Source organism: Flagellimonas cixiensis, assembly GCF_042134615.1.
GTDB lineage: Bacteria > Bacteroidota > Bacteroidia > Flavobacteriales > Flavobacteriaceae > Flagellimonas > Flagellimonas cixiensis.
In genome coordinates this window covers 3,153,089-3,174,922 of the sequence record NZ_CP169639.1, presented here as the reverse complement: position 1 = coordinate 3,174,922, position 21,834 = coordinate 3,153,089, and the positions used below count along the sequence as shown (strand labels likewise).

Here is a 21,834-nt window from a genome sequence, read left to right as displayed (position 1 = left end):
CCAAATGGCGATATGCTCTAGCTTCATTACACGGCTTTTTTAAAAAGTAGGGAATTTGGTTTAGGGGAGGAGGGAGCAATGAATTATAGCCAGTTGGCAGCTGGTTTTCTCATCTTGGTGTTGCTTGATACATTTCTATTATGTGCCATAAAAGGAATAAAATTATACCTAAATAAAATAATCTTTCTTGCCATTTTGAATAAGCACTTGCTCTATTCGAATTAGACTCCATTGCTTGCTTTACTCCTTTTGTAGCGGCTTCAATTTTTTTAGGATGAGTTCCTATTTCCGTATCTCTGCCTTGCATTATGTCGAAATAGGCATTATTTGCGTATAAAGTGCTTATAACGTACTTTAAAAATCTTAATCCACAGAATACACTAACCCCCCAAAAAAGAATTGCTAATCCCAAAGGTATTTGAGACCATTTCAATTGTAACCCTGTTGTCTTGTATATAGAAAAGCCAATAGCAGTTACAGAAAGAGCAATCATATAATAGACAAATTTTTCTTGTTGTTGTCGAAACTGCCTTTGTATTTCTTTTTGTACTTCCATTTTTAATTAAGAATTCTTATAGTCATGGTTGAAGTACGTATTTTATCCATTTGGATTTTTTATATCTTTTACAGTTTTAGCTAAATCATTAACTTTTCCTAAAACGCTATCTAGGGTTTGTTTAAATGATTCAGAATATTTGTCCGTTGGGTGTTGAACCTGTTTTGCATTGCCTATTGTGTCATCAATTTCCATAAACATTTCGGTCAATCTTTTATTTGTTATTTTTTTCAATTCTCCATCCTGACTAACTAATTGGTTTATGTAAGTTGCTCCGCCTCCTAGAAAATTGTCCAAATGAGTATATTTTAAATGTAAAATTTGATGCAATTTAAATTGTTGAAATAAGAAATAGGATAAAATAGCCAAAGAGGAAACAGCACCTAGTCTGACTAATATTTTCTCGTAAAATTCAAGGTCTTGTATATAAGATAATTTATAGCTGAAAATTAAAAAAACAGCTATTCCAATTAGAGAAACAATAAAACCTCCTAAAAAACAATATTTGGTAATGTTTGAAGTATTTCTGACATCTTTTAAGTTGTCCGCAAAGTTTTTTTGCAAACCAAGTTCAGATTTTAAATCTAGGACATTGGTAATTCCATTATTAATTTGTTCAGTGACGTCATTTTTTAAAGAAACCATATCCTCGTCAATTCTCTTTAGAACTTCTTCTTTAAGGCTTTCTACTTCGTCGGAATTTAAATACTGGGGCTTGATTGAACCAACTTCTTCCTCTAATTCTTGATAGAAAGTAACAGCTCTATCAAAAAATTGCTTGATTGTATTAACATTGTTTGACCTTAATGTATTATTCCATTGTTGATTCCAAGGATTGAATTTATTCTTATCAAATAAAATTAAACTATCATTTAAAGTTGTCCATTGTTCAATATCTGATATATTATTTCTCAATGTGTGAAAGTATGATCTTCGGTAATCAAATCGTTGTTTAATTTCTGTCGCCTTTGCTTGAAGAGCACTGCCTGCAAGGTTTTCTAATTCTTCAGGTTTATATATGTATTCCATAGTTTCTTAAATTCGCTACAACTTGTTTTTTGTAAAAATGTATTCTACGCCTCAATACACCCAAATGGAAGTAAAATCATGTCAAAATCATCCGCCCTCTAATATCACAGAAATTTCCCTCACAATCAATAAGTTAATTTATCGAGTTGTAAAAAAGTTATCAACCAGTCCCATTTTTCCGTTTCGGGAGAAAATGTATATTTGGAGTGCGAAACACATCTTTTTATTCTACTGCCCACCAACCTCAACATGTCTTAAATAGTAGATACAGGGTAGGCAAACGGGTGCAAGTCCCGAAGACCAATCAGGGCGTAGCTTTGGTGTGTTTCGCGGTGACCTATCCTCATTTTAATTTTTAACCACTCTTGTTATGCGAAACACACAAGGTCAAGAAAAAAGTTGCCCTAATTGCGGCAACGCGAATGCGCAAAGCGCTTCCAAAATTCCCCAAATGCTCAGCCCTGCACAAATCCAATTGTTGGACTACGCCGATACCTTGGATGGTCCCGATCTGGTAAAATCCCTAAAACTGCTGCACAATATTGCGGTGTACCATTCCTCCGAACCTTTGGATGAGGCCGAAAAAGATGCGCTCTTCTGCATAAAAGGGCTGTGGGAATGTATTGAGAGGATTATTGGTGATGGGGGTGAAGGGTGAAGGGTGAAGGGTGAATGGTAAAGGGTTAAGGGTGAATGGTTAAGGGTGGGAGGGCTTTTTACGGCCCTCGTTCCTTTTGTTTTATGCTGCGTTTATTCGGTAATGGTCTTTAAATGGTCGTTGGAGCCCGTCATTTGCCAATGTCCGAGAGAAATAGGAATACTGCCAATACTGTTCAACGTGTCAAAAAAGTTTTTTGGAGCAAAGGGTTCGCCCTTTAGTTCTTGTAGTCGGGCATAATCGGCCAAGGCGGCTTCCAACAAATATTTACCCGTAATATAGCTGGAGCCATACCCAGGTTGGCGCAAATAAAGGTGTTGCTCAAAAATAAGCAGGTCTTTTTCGGTCTTCATCCAACCCCGCGGGGTGTATTCGCTGTGAATGCTTCCTGCTTCTTCCATGGTCATTTTGTTGGCGTGTGCGTATAACGAGCCCAAACCTCTGGCCGCACGCTGCGCGATCATAATGTACACGATTTCTTTGGTGCGTGGGCTATCGTTGTACAGGCCTGCCTGCATAAACATTTCTTCCACAGCGGTGGCGGTACCCTCGTTTCTGGAATCCCAAATATTGTAGAGCAACGGGCCTTTTCGTATTTCACTTTTATGGGGCTCCAAATCCATGCGCGCCAGCTCAAACCAATGGTAAAAATGGGAGTAGAGGGGTCTGGCATCGTAATGCTCCCCGATCGAGAAGAAATTACGCTTCTCCTTGGGAATAAATTCACCCAAATGCTCGCGTAGGGCGGGATCAAAATAGGGTTTTACGGTAACAATGTCCTGTTGTTCCAAAAAGTCCATCAAACTTTTAGCTGATGCATCGGCCATTTTATCATAGGCTTCGGGGGAATCGGCATCCACCAATTCGGGCAGGTTTCTGTTGTTGTGCTCCACCAATTTTAAGGAGGTCCATGCGCGGGCGAGTTCGCGTTTTAGGATCATCACTTCGTCTTCCCAAGTGAGGGGCACCAAGTGTACATTTTGCAAATACCAGGTGTAATTGTCCTTTCCAATGCCCGATGGACCGGTTTTTGATTCGGATTCGGCCTGTAGCCAATCAACCAGGTTGTTGGTGGAAGCTATGGCACTGTCAATAACTTCAACCAATTCGGCATCGCCTGCAACGGATTCTTTGGCTTTTAACTCGGTAAGCACCGCACTCTGTTCTTGGATATCCCGAATTCCTGTGACCCATAAATCCCTAGCTTTACCGGTAAGGTTTTTCTTGGCTTGGGTGTAAAAGGGCGTAATTACGTTTAACTCGGACAATAATCTGGAACGTTCCTCTGTGGATAAAGGAAAGTCGTAGGTCCAAAGTTCCGTGGTGCCATGATTGGTGGGTCCCTCGTGGGCTGGCACATCACTTTTAGCGGTCCAAACCACTTTGTAATAGGCAGGATCTCGCACCCAAGGTTGCAAAACACGATGGTTGAAATCGTAGCCGTTCATTTCGGCCCACACGATCATCCAATCCACTTGGTTTTCCACGGACCAATTGGTGGTGTCGATAGCCTTTAGATTAGCTTGTAACTCTTTGAACCTTGGCCAACGTTTTTCAAAGGTTTCCGAGGTGTAATCGGGGGCGCCATCCAAAAGTGGAGGATTTTCGAACGTTCTCCATTCTTTGAACAGGGCCACAAGGTCTTGATAATCGTTAGAGGTGAAATTTTCTGTTTTGGTTGCTGAGTCACTTTCATTTGTATCGGTTTTACAGCTGATCAAGAGCACACATACAAAAGCAAGAATGGTGGTGGTTGTTTTCAAGGAAGTTGGTTTTTAGTTGGTGTAAGTTAAATGATTTATTAAAGAGCGTATGGAACATGATGTAAAAAACACTATTCCGTTTGCAATATTTCCAACAGCTCCTTTGAATTTTCCTTTGCTCGTTCCATTGAAGCCAATTGGTAGTTGTAGTATTCCAACCACCACCAACACAATTTCGCCCAATGCATATTTGAGGTATTTGCCTGTTTTACCTTGTGCAAGAAGATTTTTTCGAATGTTTCTAAAGAACTTGATCATCTGGGTTGGTCATTTGGTTGGAAAATTAAGGTTGTTGAAGCATCATAAATTCATAAATGGTTTTTGAAATGCCTGCAAGTTGTTCTGTTCCCTTATCAAAATCCTTTAGGTTTTTGGAAAGCAGAACCAAAACATAGCTTCGCCCATCTGGCAAATACACAATCCCTGCGTCGTGGTGTACTCCAGTGATAGAACCTGTTTTGTGGGCAACCTCAACTTCATCAGGTAAATTATGCGGAATAATTTCATTGAACTGCTGGTCTTTTAAAATGGAAATCATGGCCTTGCAGTCTGCTTCGGTTCCGGCTTTATTTGTGGCAATGGCCTGCATGATCACCAGCAAGTCCATGGGGGTGGTGGAGTTGCTCAATCCCAAATCGTAGGCTTTTTGGTCCTCGACCCCTCGCAATACGTCAATTTTGTCGGCACCCAACTCCCGCATCGTGGCTGTTACTTTTTTGGCATCTACTAATTCTATCAAAACATTCGTGGCCAAATTGCTGCTCACGGTGATCATGCTGTACATTAAATCTTTAAGCGCCACATTGGTGTTGATTTGACTATAGATCACATCATCACTGTCATCGCCAATATCCATGCTGTACGAACTGCCATCCACAATACTTTTAAACTCATTGATTAGTAGAATGGAGTCGTTCAGGTTGATTTTTCCAGCTTCTTGCTGTTTAAAAAGTTCGATCATCACGGGCACTTTCATGGTGCTGGCCGCATGAAATTCTTCCTTTTCATTTATGAAAAGGGTATCTGATGGGTCCGAAAGATTCAAAAAAGCCACCGCAATATCTCCATTGATGGAATCGATTTGCGTTTGTACTTTGGATTTTAGAATTTCTTTTTGGGTGGGTTTGGGTTGACAAGCTGTTATGCTGTAGCAAAAAATGACAACTAGCATTAATTTGGTTCGGTTAATCATTTTGGTTTGTTTTTAGAAAGGTCTTGTTTTCAATTTTGCTTGTCAAATAAATATTGATTTATTGAAAGAATTAAATCATAAGCTGGTTAGTTTTGCTTCAATCATTGCAACGAGTTCCGAAGATACGAGTAATGCCTTTTCCATGGCTTCTATGGTACCATCAGCATTTCCAAGATTTACCTTTAAACTGATCAGGATATATTCATCATTCAAAAAGGAATCCATGTCTTTTGGTGTTCCATAAACTTCAAACAACCATTCTGTAAAATGCTCACGGACATAGGGCAACCAAATGGATTGAAACTCATCCGTGTCATCCTCGATTTCGGCTTGAATTCTAGGTAATGCAAGATCGTAATAGGAAGTTAGTTTAATACGGAACCCATCATCTTCAATTTTGCCAATGCCCATTTCTTTGAGCAATTCAAATCCATTTTTGGTGAATTCTATATTTCGCTTAAGCATTAGGTGCCCTAAATGTTTATTAAAATCCTCAACCATTTCTTCTTTTTGGTCCAAAATAGCTATCACCTTTTCTTGAATGTCATACTCATCCTTTTTAATACGCAAGGCGTCCTTCAATACTTGCTGATCTAAAAGGAGATCATTTTTTATTTCCAGCAACGCGCTATGAACTTCTTTTCTTTGTTTGTTGGTTTCATTCCAATTGCTGATTTGCAAGGCAATCAAAATTCCGATGACGACCAAGAAAATCTCACCTAATGCGTAGAGCAGGTATTTTTTAACTCGCTTTGTTTCCACTAATTTCTGTCTGATGCTTCGAAAAAATTTCATGTATTGGTTTAGGTTTGAGGCTGACTATTTTTTAAAAACAGTTTCTCCTTCTTTTATGGATTCCAATACCTCGATGGTATGAATGTCCAAGGGGTCTATTTTTAGAGGGTTTTTGTCCAAGATCACCAAGTCTGCCAATTTGCCCACGGTAAGGGTGCCCTTGGTGTCTTCTTCAAAATATTGATTGGCTGCCCAAATAGTCAAGGTTTTTAACCCTTCATAAGCTGATATTCTTTGATCAGGGCCTAAAACTTGTCCACTTCGGGTCACGCGGTTTACGGTAGCATCCAATACGCGAATGGAATTGGGAAAGGTCACCGGGGCATCGTGATGGGAAGTCAAATTTAAACCGGCATCCAATACATCCCTGCAGGGTGAAATATAATTTGCCCGGGGTTCGCCCAAAACGGATTCTCTATGCCAATCGCCCCAGTAAAAAGTGTGCATAGGAAAAAGTGAGGGGTAAATATTGAATTTTACCAAGTCTGGGATTTGATCCTTACGTAACGTTTGTCCATGAATAAGGACTGTTCTGTGGTCTGGATACCCAAATTCCTCCTCTGCAGCTTCCACAGCCATTAAATATTGGTCGATGGCCGCATCGCCGTTACTGTGGCAAAGTATCTGCCATTGGTTTTTAAAAGCAGTTTTCACATGGCCAATAGCCGCTTCGTCGGTCATAACAGGATAGCCTTTATAACAGCCCGTTCTACCTTCAGGGTTTTTAAAATAACATTCACTGAGCCATGCTGTTTTTCCTTGTGGCGAACCATCAAGAGTGAGTTTTACTCCTCCGATTCTGAATTTATTTTTATAAGTATGGGTTGGCACATAGTCTCCTTTCTTTAAATAATCAGTTCCGAGGGTAATGTCGGGGTAGGCCACCACATCAATAAAATAGGCCTTGTTTTCTGCTCCCGCAATCAAGGAAGCAACTTGGTCGGTTGTGGTTCTACCGTCTTGGGCGGTGAGGTATCCTTTTTTGGCATATTCTTCCTGTCCTTTTTGTATGCATTGCATTGCCAATTCTGCATCCATCTTTGCGAAAATGGGAAACAGGACATTAAACATTCCAGCTTCTTCCAAAACCCCATTCGGGTTTCCATTGGCATCGCGTCTCAAAACTCCACCAACTGGGTCGGGTGTATCTTTGTTGTAACCCAAAATTTCCATGGCCTTGGTATTGATGGAACCAAGATGTCCGGACTGATGTAGAATGATCACAGGCAACTCTGTACTTACTTTATCCAAATCGGTGGCTTTGGGGTGGTCTCCTTCCTCTAACTGGGAATCGTCGTAGCCATTACCTATGATCCAACCTAGTTTTTCAATAAGATATTTTCCTCCTTCTGCTTCTTTAAATTCGGTTAGGGTTTCAACAATGGCGTCAAAGTTTGCTCCTGGTCCATCGGGAGGTGGTAAAAGGTTGGCACAAAGTGCGGTAAAACCAACACTGAAAAAGTGTCCGTGACCGTCCAAAAATGCGGGAACCATGGTTTTGCCATTTAAATCAATTTCGTTTATACCCTTTGTGAATTGAGCCAAAGCTTCGGATTTAGATCCTATAAAGGCAATTTTACCATCGGTTTCGACCAATGCTTCTGCATAATTGGGTGTATCGCCCTCCATGGTTAAAATATCTCCATTGAAGTATAGCTTCGCCGAAATCTCTGCCGATTCTCCGGTAGATTCTTTTGTGGTGTTTTTGCAGGAGGAAACCAATAAGCAAAGCACTAATAATGTGGTGTATACTTTTTTCATGAGGTTTAGTGTTTAAGGAATTTATAGCTACCTACTAAGTTCGACGAAATAAGTAGGATATACAACTCCTTTAGAGTTGATTTTAAGAGATTTACAAGTTAATTGAGAAATCAAACAAAACCGGGTCCTTTATGAGGTGGCTTTTTCTTTTTTTAAATGAAATTGTCAGGAAAATGTTACTCATGGAGGTTCAATAATCAGATACTGGCTGGTCTTTCGTGTTGTCAACCCTTACTTTCCAGATAAGAATCAATCATGCTCTTTGTCTCCTTTATCTGCTTTAATGTCAATCCAAGATCATAGAGGTTATCCTGTTTTATTTGTTCACTATAATGTAACAGCCTTAAAAAGTCGGTGTCTTCTTTAAGGTTTTCAAAGTTTTTAGGGAAGTAGAGCTTGATGGGGGAGGAACCAACATCATTCCCAATGGTTTTTAAGTCTTCAAAATACTCCAGGTATCGAGGTGTCACATATTCGTAGGTGCTTTTTTTGGCGGTAGCCTCTCTTTCCTTGATAAATGAATAATGCGTTTCATATAGGTTGGTGATGGACTCCCTAACCGTATCCTCGGTAAGAATATGAAAACCGATGTTGGAGAGGTTTTTATAGCCACTCCATTTTAGGGTGTAGGTGGCGTTAAAGGTTACCGCCCCAAATTTGCGCAATAAACTATCGGGCAGCGAACTGCTGTTTGCCAGTATCTCTTCAATTAAACGAACATTGTTAATTGATATCTGATTTAATTGTACATCATTTTCCAACGAAAGAATGTCCTCACCAAGATTATCCGATATTTCTCGGAGGACTTGGATTTCCATACGGGCATCCTTTCGATTTTCGTTCCAATTATTGATCTGAAGCGCAATCAATATTCCTATGACGACCAAAACAATTTCACCAATGGCGTATTTGAGGTATTTTCTAGTTTTTCCATCAGAAAGTAAGTCTTTCCTGATTTTTCTATAGAATTTTAGCATGGTTGAGGTTGGTTAGCGTGATCAATTTTGATGCTTCAGCCTTTATATTGGATTAATTTACGAAACAATCCAATAAATGATTGGTATTTATACTGTTATCTGTTTCTAAGTAACCAAAATCAGCAAATGTCATTTCGAACCGAGCCATGCGAGTGTGGGAAATCTGGATTTCTCAATCGGAACTTTGTTCCTCATTTCGAAATGACAAATCAGTTCATAAAAAAGGACCGCATGATGCGGCCCTTTATAATTTATATGGTGTAAGGAATTACATCTCCCAACCTTCACGATACGTTCGGGTAACAAATTGGTTGGCATCTTCAAAATTGGTGACTTGCATATTTGCACCATCCCAAAGCAGTTTTTTGCGACCGTAGAACTCCATGTTTCCTTCTGCATTTTCTCGGCGCAACATGTAACTACGGATGGCTAAATTACCCATAAGTACCGTTTCGGTCATTGGCCCCGCATAATCAAAGGAAGAGGTTAACCCTAAGTGCTCCTCGCTTCCGAAACCTGCTTTACAGGCATCTACCCATTTGCGCTGGTGGCCATATTCAGGCTCATCCATTTCTTCCACTTCCGGGCCAAATATTCTAGTGCCGTCGTTCAAGTATAATTTAGGCGTTAAAGGTGAGCTATCGTTAATGTTGGTAGAAATCACCCCGTTTTCCCCATGAATCAACACCCCGTTATAACTTCCTGGCCCTCCAATATCATCATCCGCAGGGATAATGGCAGGGTGGGATGGACGTATACCACCGTCGCTCCAGGTCATGGTAACTGGTGAACCTGTTTTTTCGGTTTCTTCGTACGTCAGAGTAATAAACGAGGACGCAGGACAACCTTCAGGGTTGTAATCTGGTGTCCACATTTGAGAAAATACAGTGCCCACACTACATTCCGCTGAGGTTGGATATTTTAAGCCCAGGGTACGGTAAGGGATGTCAATCAAGTGACACCCTACGTCACCCAATGCACCTGTTCCGTAATCCCACCAACCTCTCCAATTAAAAGGATGTAAGTTAGGAGTGTAGGGTTTCATAGGGGCAGGGCCCAACCATAAATCCCAATTCAGGTCTTCGGGTTTGCTTGCAGGGTCTGGATCAGGCATGGCATAGCCTTGCGGCCATACTGGACGGTTGGTCCAAACTTCAATTTTAGATATTTTTCCCAACTTTCCAGAGTCCACCCACTCTTGCACCAAACCTAATAAGGGGTTGGAGCCACCTTGGTTCCCCATTTGGGTCACCACTTGTTTTTCACGGGCCATTTCGGTGAGCATTCGGGCTTCTCGAATGTTATGGGTAATCGGTTTTTGTACGTAAACGTGCTTACCTCGTTCCATAGCATAGGATGCCGCTGGACCGTGCACATGGTCTGGAGTACTGATGGTCACCGCATCAATCCCTTTCATTTTATCCAACATTTCGCGGTAATCACTAAATAGTTTAGCTTTTGGAAAACGTTCCACGGAACGCTTAGCTGATCCTGAGAAATCCACATCACAAAGGGCAACAATACGTTCCCGTCCGTCTACGGAGGCATTGGCAATATCACTGGCGCCTTTACCACCGGCACCGATGGCTGCAATATGCAAACGGTCGCTAGGTGCTATAAATCCGGGTCCGCCCAAAACGTGTCGCGGTACAATAAATACACTGGAAGCCAGTGCGGTATTTTTAATGAAGTTTCTTCTACTACTTGAGGAGTTTGATTTTTTCATATTGTTGATACGGGTTGGTAAAATTTATTTGTCAACAAGATAGAAAAAATGCCATTGAATTAAATTGGTTTTTAGTTAGTGGGTATAAGATTCTGGAATTTGAGTGTTAATTTTTGTTATTGCTTTGATTAATGGTAAAGTTTACTTGTTGTAAATAGCGCAGAGCGAGAAAGTCTATTTTTCCGCTCTGCGCTACAATAATAAACTTGAAAAAGTAACTCTATTTATGTTTGGGTTCCCAAATCAACCGCAAGAACGAACTAAAACGTTCATTTTCGCGACTTACGGGAATGCCCGCAATAATGCCAATCATGAGGTTGTCTACAATTCCCACCCGCATTTGAGGTCGAATGGTCATATCAAAATCATGGGAAGCCAGAGTTTTATTAAACTCCACACCAATAAAATTTCGTGTACCTGAAATCATATAATGGAAACTGGTATTAATGTCATAAGTAGTATGGAATTCGTTGGTGCTGAACTCCTGTGCAATCATTGGGCCTGTGTACACCAAAGAATGAAAGTTGCTTCCCCATCTTTTGGCAACCACCAAAAAAGGATTGTACACATTTCCCGTGATCAAAGGCTGTGCAAATTCCCTAAAGGTGGAAAGTTCAAACTCGTTGATGTAACCGATTGCCATGGACATTCCCATGGGTTTGTTGACTAAAAAGGACCATTGCCCAGCAATTTTAATGCTGTTTAACTTATTAGAGGGGACAGCATCCCTTGGTGAATCACCTACGGGAGCGTAAAAAGTGAAAGGGAGCTCCACTTCAAGTCCCAATCTATCGGCTGGCGCCCATTCGTATTCGATTAAGGCTTCGTAACTGTCGAAATTCAGGTTGTCGGTTAAACCCAATCCAAGGTTCCATTCCTTTTCACCTTTTCTAGCGCCTAAATCTCGAATAAGGTCAATATATAGGGGTTCAGCGTGTAAAACCTTTGCGGGTAATTCATTTTCTTTTTTGTCATCAATTAAGGAGTTAGTTTCGGTTTGAGCATTGGTATATAATGCTAATGTCAATGCAAAGATTGACATCATTTGTTTAATGATATTCATTTTGATTTGTTTTAAATTATAATAAAGTAGCCTTGTACATGGTCAATACAAGGGATTGGAGGTTAAAAACAAATCAAACTTTCGGTGGGGGTGTGTCTATGTTAAGGAAACCATTGGCTAAAAAAGCAGAGGCATAATCAAATGATTTGCGTTTAGAAAGCAAATTGAAATTAGGAGAATTTGACTCATCATGTGCATCAACAAAAAAGTTGATTTTGCCATTATTCTTTTTATTGTGTTCTTCGGAGTCAGGTTCGTCGTGTTCTTCAAATGCTTCTTCGTAACCCAACATTTTTTCCACAACAAACTCTAAAATGCTTTCTTGGTCGTTATAGCTTAGGTCTTCAGGGATGTAATCAGGATATGCATCAGGAGTGTCCACACTGGAGTTAAGTAAGTATAGTCCCAGCAGGGCCCAAAACAATTTGGTTAGGGTATGGTTTCTAATGGCTTCGAACACAATTCAAAAATATGCCTCGTTTTTATTCTTGCGCACAAAAACAGACATCTTAACCAAGAATTAACTTTTGAGGCGGAATCCAAATAAGAAATCAGTAGTGGATTCCTGCTTTCGCAGGAATGACAAGGGAAATTGAAGTTGTACGGGTGCTTCGACTACGCTCAGCATCCATTACGATGACATTAGCTATTTCTTGGCCTCCACCAAATCCAATTGGTCCACACTTACATTAGTGGTGAAAATGCCATAGTTAACGACCGCTTTGCCTTTTTCCAAGGTATCAATGGTGCCCACGGCTTTGCCGTCCATCATGCGGACACGATCTCCGATTTTAAAATTGGGGCGTGGTTTGTTCTTTTCGGCCTGAATCTCTTTTTTCTTTTGGATTTTCTTCTCCACCCGAACTTTTTTGATTTTTTGCTCCAGTTCTTGGGCCACCTGTTTCTTTTCTTCCTGTTTTGCCTTGGCTTTTTTGGCCGTGGTCTTTTTACGCTTGCTGTTCTCGGTTTCCACAATACGCAACAATTCCGATATAAGTGGGCGTTTTTTTTTGTTGATGAAGTATTTCTCGGCCGCCGTGTTCACCTTATCGCCCAATTGAATCATCCGTTGATTATGGTCGTACAGCTCTTGATAGCTTTCCAGTTTGGATTTGATCTTGGTGTTGAGCCGTTCTAATCGTTCGGATTCCTCGCGAGCCTTGGATTCCTCTACTTTTAATTTTGAACCGGTCTCGACCATTTTACTACGCTCTTTTTGAAGCTTGGCAATGGTGGCATCAAAACGCACCTTCCCGCGTTCAATCTTCTTCTTGGCCTTGTTGATCAACGAATAGGGGATGCCGTTCTTTTGTGCCACCTCAAACGTGAAAGAGCTACCTGCTTCTCCCAACACCAATTGAAAGGTAGGTTCCAGTGTTTTTGAGTTGAACAGCATATTCGCATTGGTGGCATTCGGCAATTCGTTGGCCAAAGCTTTCAAATTAGCGTAATGGGTGGTGATAACGCCATACGCTTCCCGTTCATAAAATACTTCCAAAAATGCCTCTGCCAATGCGCCGCCCAATTCAGGGTCACTACCTGTACCGAACTCATCAATCAAGAACAATGTTCTGTCATTGCACCTCTTTAGGAAAGAGTTCATGTTTTTGAGTCGGTAACTGTATGTACTTAGATGATTTTCAATGGATTGATTATCTCCAATATCTGTTAGAATCTTATCAAAAAAGCACACTGAACTGCGTTCGTGCACGGGAATCAACATGCCGCTTTGCAGCATCACCTGAAGCAGCCCAATGGTCTTTAGTGTGATGCTTTTTCCACCTGCATTGGGTCCCGAAATAACAATAATCCGGTTTTCATGATGCAGTTTTATGGTTTGTGGCCAGGTCTTTTCGTTTTTTCGTTTGTTGGATAAATAGAGTAGTGGGTGATACGCATCACGAAGGTACAGTTCGCGTTCTTCATTGATTTCCGGTAAAATGGCGTCCATATCGTTGGCGTACTTCGCCTTCGCCGCTGTAATATCAATATGGGACAAGTAGCTCTGGTATTCCCGAAGCAATTCCAAATACGGACGAATCTGGTCGGTAAGTTGGTTCAAGATCCGTTGAATTTCTTCTTTTTCCTCAAACTCCAAATTTCCAAGCTCACGGGTGTATTTTAGGGTAGTTTCAGGAACAATGTACACAATGCTTCCTGTTTTGGAAGTCCCCATTACGGTTCCCTTAACTTTTTTTCTGTACATCGCCTTTACGGCCAATACACGGCGGTTTTCAACTACGGATTCTCGGATTTCATCCAATACATCTTGGGATTGGTACCGCCCCAATGCGGCACTGAAACTCTGGTTGATTTTACTGCGCACCTCATTGATCTGGCTTCGAATGTAGCGCAATTCATCGGAAGCGGAATCCATGATTTCGCCAAACTTATCTATAACACTGTCAATAGCTTGTGGAAGCTCTGGATGCAATTCTAAAGCATCAACCTTAAGGAATAGAAGAGGATAGTATTCTTTGAATTTCTTCAAGAATTTCTGGTGAATTGCCACCGTTTTGCAGATACTTCCAATCTTACGGAAACCTACAATCACCAATGTGCTGTTGTCAATTTTTAAAAGACCAAGCTCACTGTTGATTTGGTCAAAACCATGATTGGGAATACGGTTGTCGTTGGAAAAAGAAGCCAGATATTCTGAAGTTTGTCCCAAAGCATTCATCAATTCTTCTCTGTCCTTGAACGGTTTTATGGTCAAGGCCTCCTCTTTGCCCAATTCCGTGTTGCAACGTAGGGCAATTTGGGAAAGCACCGTTGGAAATTCAAGATCTTGAAGTGTTTTGGGGTGTATGTTCTGCATCTTTTTCTGCTAGCAGCGCAAATATAGGATTTTGATGTGTTTTTGAAGGAGGCACATTCAGCAAAAAAGTATTGCATTACGTACTTTTGGGTTGGTTCAACTAATGCAAACCCTATAAGAAGCGACAATACCGCATGCTATAGAACTGAAGTCATTGTTGAACTGCACTTTGGGGTAGGTTATAGCTATCTCATTTAGAAATTAACAAAAAGAAGTGAAATAGCGTATGGAAGTAAGTATTGAATCGAGCTGGAAAGTACAATTAGAGAATGAATTTGAACAGCCTTATTTTCATGAACTTACGTCTTTTGTAAAAAAGGAATACACGCAAAACACCTGTTACCCAATGGGTAAGGATATTTTTTCCGCTTTTGACCATTGTCCTTTTCGTGAAACCAAGGTGGTAATTATTGGTCAAGACCCTTATCATGGTCCAAACCAAGCGAATGGACTTTGCTTTTCTGTGAAAGATGGGATTCCGCATCCACCTTCCTTGGTGAATATCTTTAAAGAAATTAAGGTGGATATGCAAAAACCATATCCTGAAAGTGGCAATTTGGAACGCTGGGCGGACCAAGGAGTATTATTGTTGAATGCTACGTTAACGGTACGGGCACATGAAGCAGGGAGTCACCAGAAAAAGGGGTGGGAGCAATTTACGGATGCTGTAATCAAAACAGTTTCCAATGAGTTGGAAGGTGTCGTTTTTTTGCTTTGGGGCGGATTCGCCAAGAAAAAATCAAGTTTGATAGACCAGTCCAAGCATCACATTTTAACTTCTGGACATCCATCACCTTTGAGTGCCAATCGTGGATTGTGGTTCGGGAATCAACATTTTAGTAAAACGAATGCGTTACTTGCTCAAATGGGTAAGGAACCTATTGATTGGTAAAATGCGTCATTTTGAGTGATTTTGACGATGTCAAAATTGTATCGAGAAGTCTCGGGGTCTCGACTTGAGTTTACCTTGAGTACAGTCGAAAGACCCGACCTGACAATTTAAGTATCATATACAAGTTCAAGGACATTCAATAATCCAAAAATCCAGCAATCAATCCAGTTCTCGATACGCTTCGCACTCGAACTGACGGTTGCAAGTTCAATGTTCAAGTTCAAATGCAAAAGTTAGTTGTCATTCAACCTTTGACCCTTAACCATTTTGCTTTTCCGTTCAAAAATCTAAAAATCCTAGAATCAAACAATCAAACCCAAAGAAAAGTCTCAACCGGTTTTATGTCATCCACTAAATTTAAGTTGTGTAATCTTCTCTGGACCTCATTGACGGTTTTAACTGAAGGTTGTTCCTGCCCCCAAGTGGTTTTTGATAGCCAAGCCTTCACGTCTTCCAATTGTTGCCCATATCGATTGGATAAGGTTCTATCAATGCTTGGAATTTGCTTGAATTCCACTGTGTAGGTATTGATAACTTCTAAAATATGTCGGACCACGCCTGAACTTTCTTTTAGAAAATCATCGGATGCAGCAATCACAAAACAAGGCCAAGGAGTAGGGCAGTCCCCAACACGCTTAAAGGTGCCGTTGTCCACCAAAGGTTTGGTGGTAAAATGTTCCCACATAAAATAAGCATTGGAACCACTAGTTAGGTTTTCCACTGCGCCATCCAAGTTGTTGATGATTTCAAATTTTAGATTCTCTGTGTTCCAACCTTGATTTTGCGCATTGATGTACGCCATTAAGTGGCTGCCACTGCCTAAACGGCTAATGGCTACTTTATCTTCTTTTAAATCGACAATGGTGTTTCTATTGCTTTTTGCATCCACATGAATGCCCCAAAGCAGGGGAGAGGAAACATATGTTTGAATAATTTTACTCGGATTGCCTTGGGAAATACTTTTAATAATGCCTTCGGTGAGAATGATGCCTAAATCCGCTTCACCCTCTTGGAGCATTTGCGTCATTTTGCCTGTTCCTTCAGGGATGTCCGTCCAATCTAGCTGAATGCCTCTGTCTTCAAAAGCATTGTCTTCCATGGCCAAGTGCCAAGGAAGGTTAAAGTGTTCTGGAACTCCAATGATTTTTACCGTTTTCATATTCGGATATTTATTGTGGAACAAAGTTCGTATTCCGCTTGGTATATTTTATAAATTTGATTTGAAAAATTTATACCAATTGATGCGTTGCTATTTTATCAAGGGTAAATTGAATTAGGGCATCTATGGTTTTATACCCAGCCTTAGAAAACTCTCCCGTAGCTCGGTTGGCCAAGATGGCGTTGAGCGATACTGCATGATGTCCAAGGAGTTTTGCCAAGCCGTATATGGCAGCAGTTTCCATTTCAAGGTTGGTTATGCGTTCATTATTGTGTTGAAAACTGGCTAATTTGTCGTGAAAGTCATTTACAATTGGAGTCAAACGTAAACTTCTACCTTGTGGACCATAAAAACCACTATTTGTGATGGTTACTCCATATCGTATACGATTCTCACTAAAAATATCTTTTAACATCGGGTCGCAATCCACTACATATGGGTAAAGGTTGCGCTCCTCCCACTGTAGGTGTTTGCGAAGTGCTAGTTCAAGTTGACTATTCTTGAATTGTCCATAGTCATAAAAGTGCAACAAATTATCAAGTCCAACACCTGAACTCGATAGAACAAACGAGTCGATGGGGATATCAGGTTGAATAGCACCTGATGTACCGACCCGTATAAAATTAAGCCGTGCTTTATTCGGTTTTACATGACGTGTTTTGAAATCAATGTTCACCAGGGCATCCAATTCATTAAAAACAATATCAATATTATCGGTTCCAATACCTGTAGAAATGACCGTAATGCGTTTGCCTGAATAATAGCCCGTGTGGGTGACAAACTCACGTTTGCTTTTCTTCACCTCAATGGAATCAAAGTACTTGGATACTTCGTGAACGCGCTTGGGGTCACCAACCGTAATAATGATAGGGGCAACGTCTTCTGGAAGTAAATGAAGATGGTAAATGCTCCCATCAGGGTTCAGAATAAGTTCTGAGTCGCCTAATGAGGACATTGCGTTACAATTTTAAGATTCTGTCTGTATCTGTATTATACAGGAAGTTATACTTTAAAGAACCTCCTAAATATGCTTGATTATCACGTATTTGAGAATAGTAATTTGCTTCTTGTTGTAAAACTTCCATCCCATGTTTTGTTAATTTAACAGGGTTGAAGGATTTGAACAGCGGTCTAATGGAAGAGATAATTCGTTCGTACTGTGTATCGCCAAATCCATAGAATCCTTGATTGGATATCAATTCGCCCATCAAATCTTTTTTGGATTTTGGTTTTGTTTCCAAGGCTATTTCCAAAACATGGTTCTCAAGTTCGTTCAATCCATTTTTAATGGTAGGGAAGCGTTTCAAGTGGGTTTTTAAAGCATCGGACAGGTACTCGAACTGAAAATCGTTGTTCGCTATCTGATTTTCCAAGCGAATGGGGTTATCGCTGCAATATAGTTGCCAAATATAATCGGCATATTCAATGTCGTCCTGCGATAGAACGGTTTTATTTTTATAAAGTTCTAGAAGTTTTTCGTCGCTAAGCTCGTTGAGACCGTACATTTTGTTCGAGTCATCTTCTTTGCCACTACAAACCAATGAAATTTGGGCATGTCTGCGATGGGTTTTTAACCAGCTTAAAACCGCTAACATGTTGATTTGGCAAAACAGGTCGTACTCAAACCATAAAACAATCTGATCTTGCTGTTTGTGGTTGCAAAGCGAACGGTATTCCTTCAATGTTTTTTCTACAAACCATGATTTGGAAACTTTGTAATTCTTGTTAAGGAATTCGAATCTGGTTTTCCAGAAGGATTCGCTTCCAACATTGCACAGCGTTTTTCCTTCGCAGAGCATTTCTCTCCACGTAATTACATCTCCTTTTAAGTCTAGTGACTGAAGTTTAGATGTGAAATTGTCTCCGTTGGTAATGTGCAACAGTGAGTTCATTTTCAGTTGGGTTTTCGTTGGTTAGGAAATTAAAAGTAAGATTTATAGTAGGAACACAAAAATATTTTCACAAAACATTGGGGGTAAAGGCGATTTTTTAACATGTGAAAAAAAGCTTGTTCAATTTTTAAGAATTCCCCAAATTATCCTCCTACACGCTTTACTTTAAAACCGTTTTCCTTTAAAAAATTCATGATCTTGTCACGGTAATCCCCTTGGATTACGATGGTCTCCTTTTTAAAGCTGCCCCCAACACCCAAAAGGGTTTTAATATCCTTGGCAAGCAGTTTAAAATCACTATCAGCTCCGTTATACCCTTCTAAAATGGTGACAGGTTTGCCCTTTCGTTTTTCGTATTTACAAATGATAGGGTCGTCTTGGAGCCAATATTTTGGTTCGGTATGTTGTTCTTCTCCTGTTTCTTCCGGAACATGGTCTGGAAACAGGTTTTTCAGCTGGTCCGATAAATCCATAAATTATTTTTTTACCAATCCCAATTCAATAAGGCGCTCATGTAAATATTCGCCTGCGGTAATGTCTTCAAATTCTTTTGGGTGCTCATCGTCGATACAGTTTTCCAAACAATTCAATGGCATATCACTCACGGGGTGCATAAAAAACGGAATGGAATATCTCGATGTGCCCCAAAGTTCTCTTGGTGGGTTTACCACCTGATGAATGGTTGATTTTAGTTTGTTGTTGGAAAGCCGTGAGAGCATATCCCCAACATTGATCATCAACTGGTCGGGTTGTGCGATGGCATCCACCCAATTTCCTTCATGGTCTTTTACTTGGAGTCCCTTTCCGTGGGCGCCCATTAACAAAGTTATCAAGTTAATGTCACCGTGTGCTGCAGCTCTTACCGCATTTTTAGGCTCTTCAGTAATCGGAGGGTAGTGAATGGGTCTTAAAATGGAATTGCCATTTTTTATATAATCATCAAAATAGGTTTCTTCCAGTCCTAAATGCAGAGCCAAGGCCCGTAACACATATTTTGCTGTCTTTTCCAGCATTTTATAGGTTTCCTTCCCTGTGCTATTAAATTCTGGAAGTTCCTTTACGGTAACATTGTCGGGATATTCCGCCTCCAATTTGGGGTTGTCCTCAACATATTGTCCAAAATGCCAAAACTCCTTTAGGTCACCTTCTTTCTTGCCTTTTGCATGTTCTTTTCCAAAGGAAGTATAACCGCGTTGACCACCAATACCTTCAATTTCATAGCTATCCTTTACTTCCTGCGGTAATTCAAAAAACTTTTTGATTTCGGCATATAGGTTTTCAACCAATTCATCCGAAAGAAAATGTCCGCTTAGGGCCACAAAGCCGATATCTTCAAAAGCGGCACCAATTTCTTTGACGAACTTTTCTTTTCTAGCCGCATCACCGGAAACAAAATCTTCCAGATTTACACTTGGAATAGCACTCATAATATCGTTTTTGGTATAACATCAAAAATACGGAATAATGGGCAACCTAAAATTATATTTTGACTTTTTTGATGGGCTTTTTACTACTTTTAGCTGACATAATTTTATGGAATGCGGTATCATACAGGTGACCTGGACAAACAAAAATTGATTGATCTTTATTTGGGAATGCTCAAACCCAGAATGATAGAGGAAAAGATGTTGATTTTGCTCCGACAGGGCAAGATTTCGAAGTGGTTTAGCGGTATAGGGCAAGAAGCGATTTCTGTGGGTGTGACCATGGCCTTAAAAGATACCGAGTATGTGTTGCCCATGCACCGAAACTTGGGCGTTTTTACCTCGCGGAACATTCCTTTGCACCGACTTTTTTCACAATGGCAGGGAAAGCAAAGTGGCTTTACGCAGGGCAGGGACCGTAGTTTTCATTTTGGAACGCAGGAATACAAGATTATTGGGATGATTTCCCATTTAGGACCCCAACTCGGGGTGGCCGATGGTATTGCATTGGCAGATATGCTCCGTAGAAAACGAAAAGTAACTGCGGTTTTTACAGGAGAGGGAGCAACTAGCGAAGGAGATTTTCATGAAGCCTTAAATATTGCTTCCGTTTGGAATTTACCCGTGCTTTTTTGCATTGAAAACAATGGCTACGGACTTTCCACACCGACCAACGAACAGTACAATTGCGAACATTTGGCGGATAGGGCTAGGGGTTATGGTATTGAATCTCGAATTATCGACGGAAACAATATTTTGGAGGTCTACGCTAAAGTTGATGAACTCTGCAAAGCGATTCGAAGAAGACCTCGTCCCATGCTTTTGGAGTTTAAGACCTTCCGGATGAGAGGGCACGAAGAGGCGAGCGGCACTAAATACGTTCCTGAAAAGCTGATGAAAAAATGGGCGGAGAAAGACCCCATTTCCAATTACGAAGCTTTTTTGTTGAAGGAAGGATTGTTGACAGATGATGCTGTTGAACAATTTAAAGCAGGGATTTCCCAAGAAATCAACGATAATTTGCAAATGGCGTTCGATGAGCCTATGGTTGATTTTGATGAAAGTAAAGAATTAAATGAGGTTTATCAACATTCACAATATCAAGAAATAACACCGAATTCGGATTTAAAAAAGGAGCTTCGGTTTGTTGATGCGGTTTCGCAGGGTTTGGAACAATCCATGTACAAATACAACGAGCTCATTATTATGGGGCAGGATGTTGCCGAATATGGTGGTGTGTTTAAAATAACGGAAGGTTTTGTGTCCAAATTTGGTAAAAGCAGGGTGCGGAATACCCCGATTTGCGAATCGGGAATCGTGTCCACAGCGATGGGTTTGAGTATAAATGGTATGAAGGCGGTCGTGGAAATGCAGTTTGCGGATTTCGTGACTTCAGGCTTTAATCCTATTGTGAATTATTTGGCCAAAGTGCATTACCGTTGGAGCGAAAAGGCCGATGTGGTCATTCGGATGCCCTGCGGTGGAGGAGTGGGCGCTGGACCCTTTCATTCCCAAACTAACGAAGCCTGGTTTACCAAAACTCCGGGATTAAAAGTGGTCTACCCAGCTTTTCCCTATGACGCCAAAGGATTGTTGAACACGGCCATCAACGACCCCAATCCTGTTTTGTTTTTTGAGCACAAAGGATTGTATCGCAGTGTAAGGGGAGAAGTGCCTGTAGATTATTATACCTTGCCCTTGGGAAAAGCCAGTTTGCTTAAGGAAGGAAATGACCTAACCGTGGTTTCGTATGGAGCAGGAGTACACTGGGCTTTGGAAATTTTAGAAAAACACCCCGAAATTCAAGCAGATGTATTAGATTTACGTTCACTTCAACCTCTGGACTCCGATGCAATTTATGCATCCGTAAAAAAGACAGGGAAACTCATCATTTTACAAGAAGACACCCTGTTTGGTGGTATAGCCAGTGATATTTCGGCTATGGTAATGGAAGAATGTTTTGAATATTTGGATGCTCCAGTAAAGCGGGTCGGTAGTTTGGAAACACCTGTGCCCTTTGCGAAATCCTTAGAAAATGAATACCTGCCTCAAAAAAGATTTGAAACGGCACTTTTAGCCTTATTTGAATATTGACTTTTAACATTTTTAGATAACTTTAACAACTTTAA

20 protein-coding genes are annotated in these 21,834 nt (G+C 40.6%); 3 read left to right on the top strand and 17 right to left on the bottom strand.

What is annotated here, in order from left to right; genetic code table 11:
- Positions 1 to 109 precede the first annotated feature (109 nt).
- Positions 110 to 556 (bottom strand): hypothetical protein, encoded by a 447-nt coding sequence (locus ABT310_RS14095; RefSeq protein WP_375324528.1) that lies wholly within the window; start codon positions 554 to 556, stop codon positions 110 to 112.
- A gap of 42 nt (positions 557 to 598) precedes the next feature.
- Positions 599 to 1,585, bottom strand: coding sequence for a hypothetical protein (locus tag ABT310_RS14090; protein WP_375324527.1), 987 nt, complete (start codon positions 1,583 to 1,585; stop codon positions 599 to 601).
- A 370-nt stretch (positions 1,586 to 1,955) separates the two neighbouring features.
- Between ABT310_RS14090 and ABT310_RS14085 the strand changes: the two genes are divergently transcribed.
- A complete protein-coding gene (locus ABT310_RS14085; protein ID WP_375324526.1) occupies positions 1,956 to 2,243 on the top strand; it encodes a hypothetical protein in 288 nt (95 codons plus the stop codon).
- 92 nt (positions 2,244 to 2,335) lie between these two features.
- On the opposite strand, the gene ABT310_RS14080 is transcribed toward ABT310_RS14085, so the two are convergent.
- The 10 genes from ABT310_RS14080 to ABT310_RS14035 form a co-directional block, all read right to left on the bottom strand.
- Positions 2,336 to 4,006, bottom strand: coding sequence for a hypothetical protein (locus ABT310_RS14080; RefSeq protein ID WP_375324525.1), 1,671 nt, complete (start codon positions 4,004 to 4,006; stop codon positions 2,336 to 2,338).
- 12 nt (positions 4,007 to 4,018) lie between these two features.
- Positions 4,019 to 4,264, bottom strand: a complete 246-nt coding sequence (locus ABT310_RS14075) for a hypothetical protein (RefSeq protein WP_375324524.1) — start codon at positions 4,262 to 4,264, stop codon at positions 4,019 to 4,021.
- A 25-nt stretch (positions 4,265 to 4,289) separates the two neighbouring features.
- The gene (locus ABT310_RS14070; RefSeq protein ID WP_375324523.1) at positions 4,290 to 5,177 is read right to left on the bottom strand and encodes a serine hydrolase; all 888 of its coding nucleotides are present in this window, start codon (positions 5,175 to 5,177) and stop codon (positions 4,290 to 4,292) included.
- Positions 5,178 to 5,273: 96 nt separating this feature from the next.
- Entirely contained in the window at positions 5,274 to 5,993 is a 720-nt protein-coding gene (locus tag ABT310_RS14065) for a DUF6090 family protein (RefSeq protein WP_375324522.1), read from the bottom strand.
- A 24-nt stretch (positions 5,994 to 6,017) separates the two neighbouring features.
- Positions 6,018 to 7,754 (bottom strand): amidohydrolase, encoded by a 1,737-nt coding sequence (locus ABT310_RS14060; RefSeq protein WP_375324521.1) that lies wholly within the window; start codon positions 7,752 to 7,754, stop codon positions 6,018 to 6,020.
- Positions 7,755 to 7,978: 224 nt separating this feature from the next.
- On the bottom strand, positions 7,979 to 8,731 hold the full coding sequence (locus ABT310_RS14055; RefSeq protein ID WP_375324520.1) for a DUF6090 family protein: 753 nt from the start codon (positions 8,729 to 8,731) through the stop codon (positions 7,979 to 7,981).
- A gap of 268 nt (positions 8,732 to 8,999) precedes the next feature.
- Positions 9,000 to 10,457: a Gfo/Idh/MocA family protein gene (locus ABT310_RS14050; RefSeq protein WP_375324519.1), complete on the bottom strand. Its 1,458-nt coding sequence runs from the start codon at positions 10,455 to 10,457 to the stop codon at positions 9,000 to 9,002.
- Positions 10,458 to 10,677: 220 nt separating this feature from the next.
- Positions 10,678 to 11,520 carry an HAEPLYID family protein gene (locus tag ABT310_RS14045; RefSeq protein WP_375324518.1) on the bottom strand — a complete coding sequence of 281 codons (843 nt, stop codon included), beginning with the start codon at positions 11,518 to 11,520 and terminating at the stop codon, positions 10,678 to 10,680.
- Positions 11,521 to 11,593: 73 nt separating this feature from the next.
- Entirely contained in the window at positions 11,594 to 11,980 is a 387-nt protein-coding gene (locus ABT310_RS14040) for a hypothetical protein (RefSeq protein WP_375324517.1), read from the bottom strand.
- A 186-nt stretch (positions 11,981 to 12,166) separates the two neighbouring features.
- Complete coding sequence (locus tag ABT310_RS14035) at positions 12,167 to 14,338, bottom strand: DNA mismatch repair protein MutS (RefSeq protein ID WP_375324516.1); 2,172 nt, start codon at positions 14,336 to 14,338, stop codon at positions 12,167 to 12,169.
- 226 nt (positions 14,339 to 14,564) lie between these two features.
- Here ABT310_RS14035 and ABT310_RS14030 point away from each other — a divergent pair, with 226 nt between their 5' ends.
- Positions 14,565 to 15,230: a uracil-DNA glycosylase gene (locus ABT310_RS14030; protein ID WP_375324515.1), complete on the top strand. Its 666-nt coding sequence runs from the start codon at positions 14,565 to 14,567 to the stop codon at positions 15,228 to 15,230.
- Positions 15,231 to 15,540: 310 nt separating this feature from the next.
- On the opposite strand, the gene ABT310_RS14025 is transcribed toward ABT310_RS14030, so the two are convergent.
- The 5 genes from ABT310_RS14025 to ABT310_RS14005 all read right to left on the bottom strand — a co-directional run bounded on the left by ABT310_RS14025 (position 15,541) and on the right by ABT310_RS14005 (position 19,708).
- Positions 15,541 to 16,389: a substrate-binding domain-containing protein gene (locus tag ABT310_RS14025; RefSeq protein ID WP_375324514.1), complete on the bottom strand. Its 849-nt coding sequence runs from the start codon at positions 16,387 to 16,389 to the stop codon at positions 15,541 to 15,543.
- 70 nt (positions 16,390 to 16,459) lie between these two features.
- Entirely contained in the window at positions 16,460 to 17,344 is an 885-nt protein-coding gene (locus ABT310_RS14020; protein ID WP_375324513.1) for a nucleoside phosphorylase, read from the bottom strand.
- Positions 17,345 to 17,348: 4 nt separating this feature from the next.
- Positions 17,349 to 18,281: a DUF1835 domain-containing protein gene (locus ABT310_RS14015; RefSeq protein ID WP_375324512.1), complete on the bottom strand. Its 933-nt coding sequence runs from the start codon at positions 18,279 to 18,281 to the stop codon at positions 17,349 to 17,351.
- A 143-nt stretch (positions 18,282 to 18,424) separates the two neighbouring features.
- Positions 18,425 to 18,754: a translation initiation factor gene (locus ABT310_RS14010; protein ID WP_375324511.1), complete on the bottom strand. Its 330-nt coding sequence runs from the start codon at positions 18,752 to 18,754 to the stop codon at positions 18,425 to 18,427.
- A 3-nt stretch (positions 18,755 to 18,757) separates the two neighbouring features.
- The gene (locus tag ABT310_RS14005) at positions 18,758 to 19,708 is read right to left on the bottom strand and encodes an isopenicillin N synthase family dioxygenase (RefSeq protein ID WP_375324510.1); all 951 of its coding nucleotides are present in this window, start codon (positions 19,706 to 19,708) and stop codon (positions 18,758 to 18,760) included.
- 111 nt (positions 19,709 to 19,819) lie between these two features.
- Here ABT310_RS14005 and ABT310_RS14000 point away from each other — a divergent pair, with 111 nt between their 5' ends.
- On the top strand, positions 19,820 to 21,799 hold the full coding sequence (locus tag ABT310_RS14000; RefSeq protein WP_375324509.1) for a thiamine pyrophosphate-dependent enzyme: 1,980 nt from the start codon (positions 19,820 to 19,822) through the stop codon (positions 21,797 to 21,799).
- Positions 21,800 to 21,834: the final 35 nt, after the last annotated feature.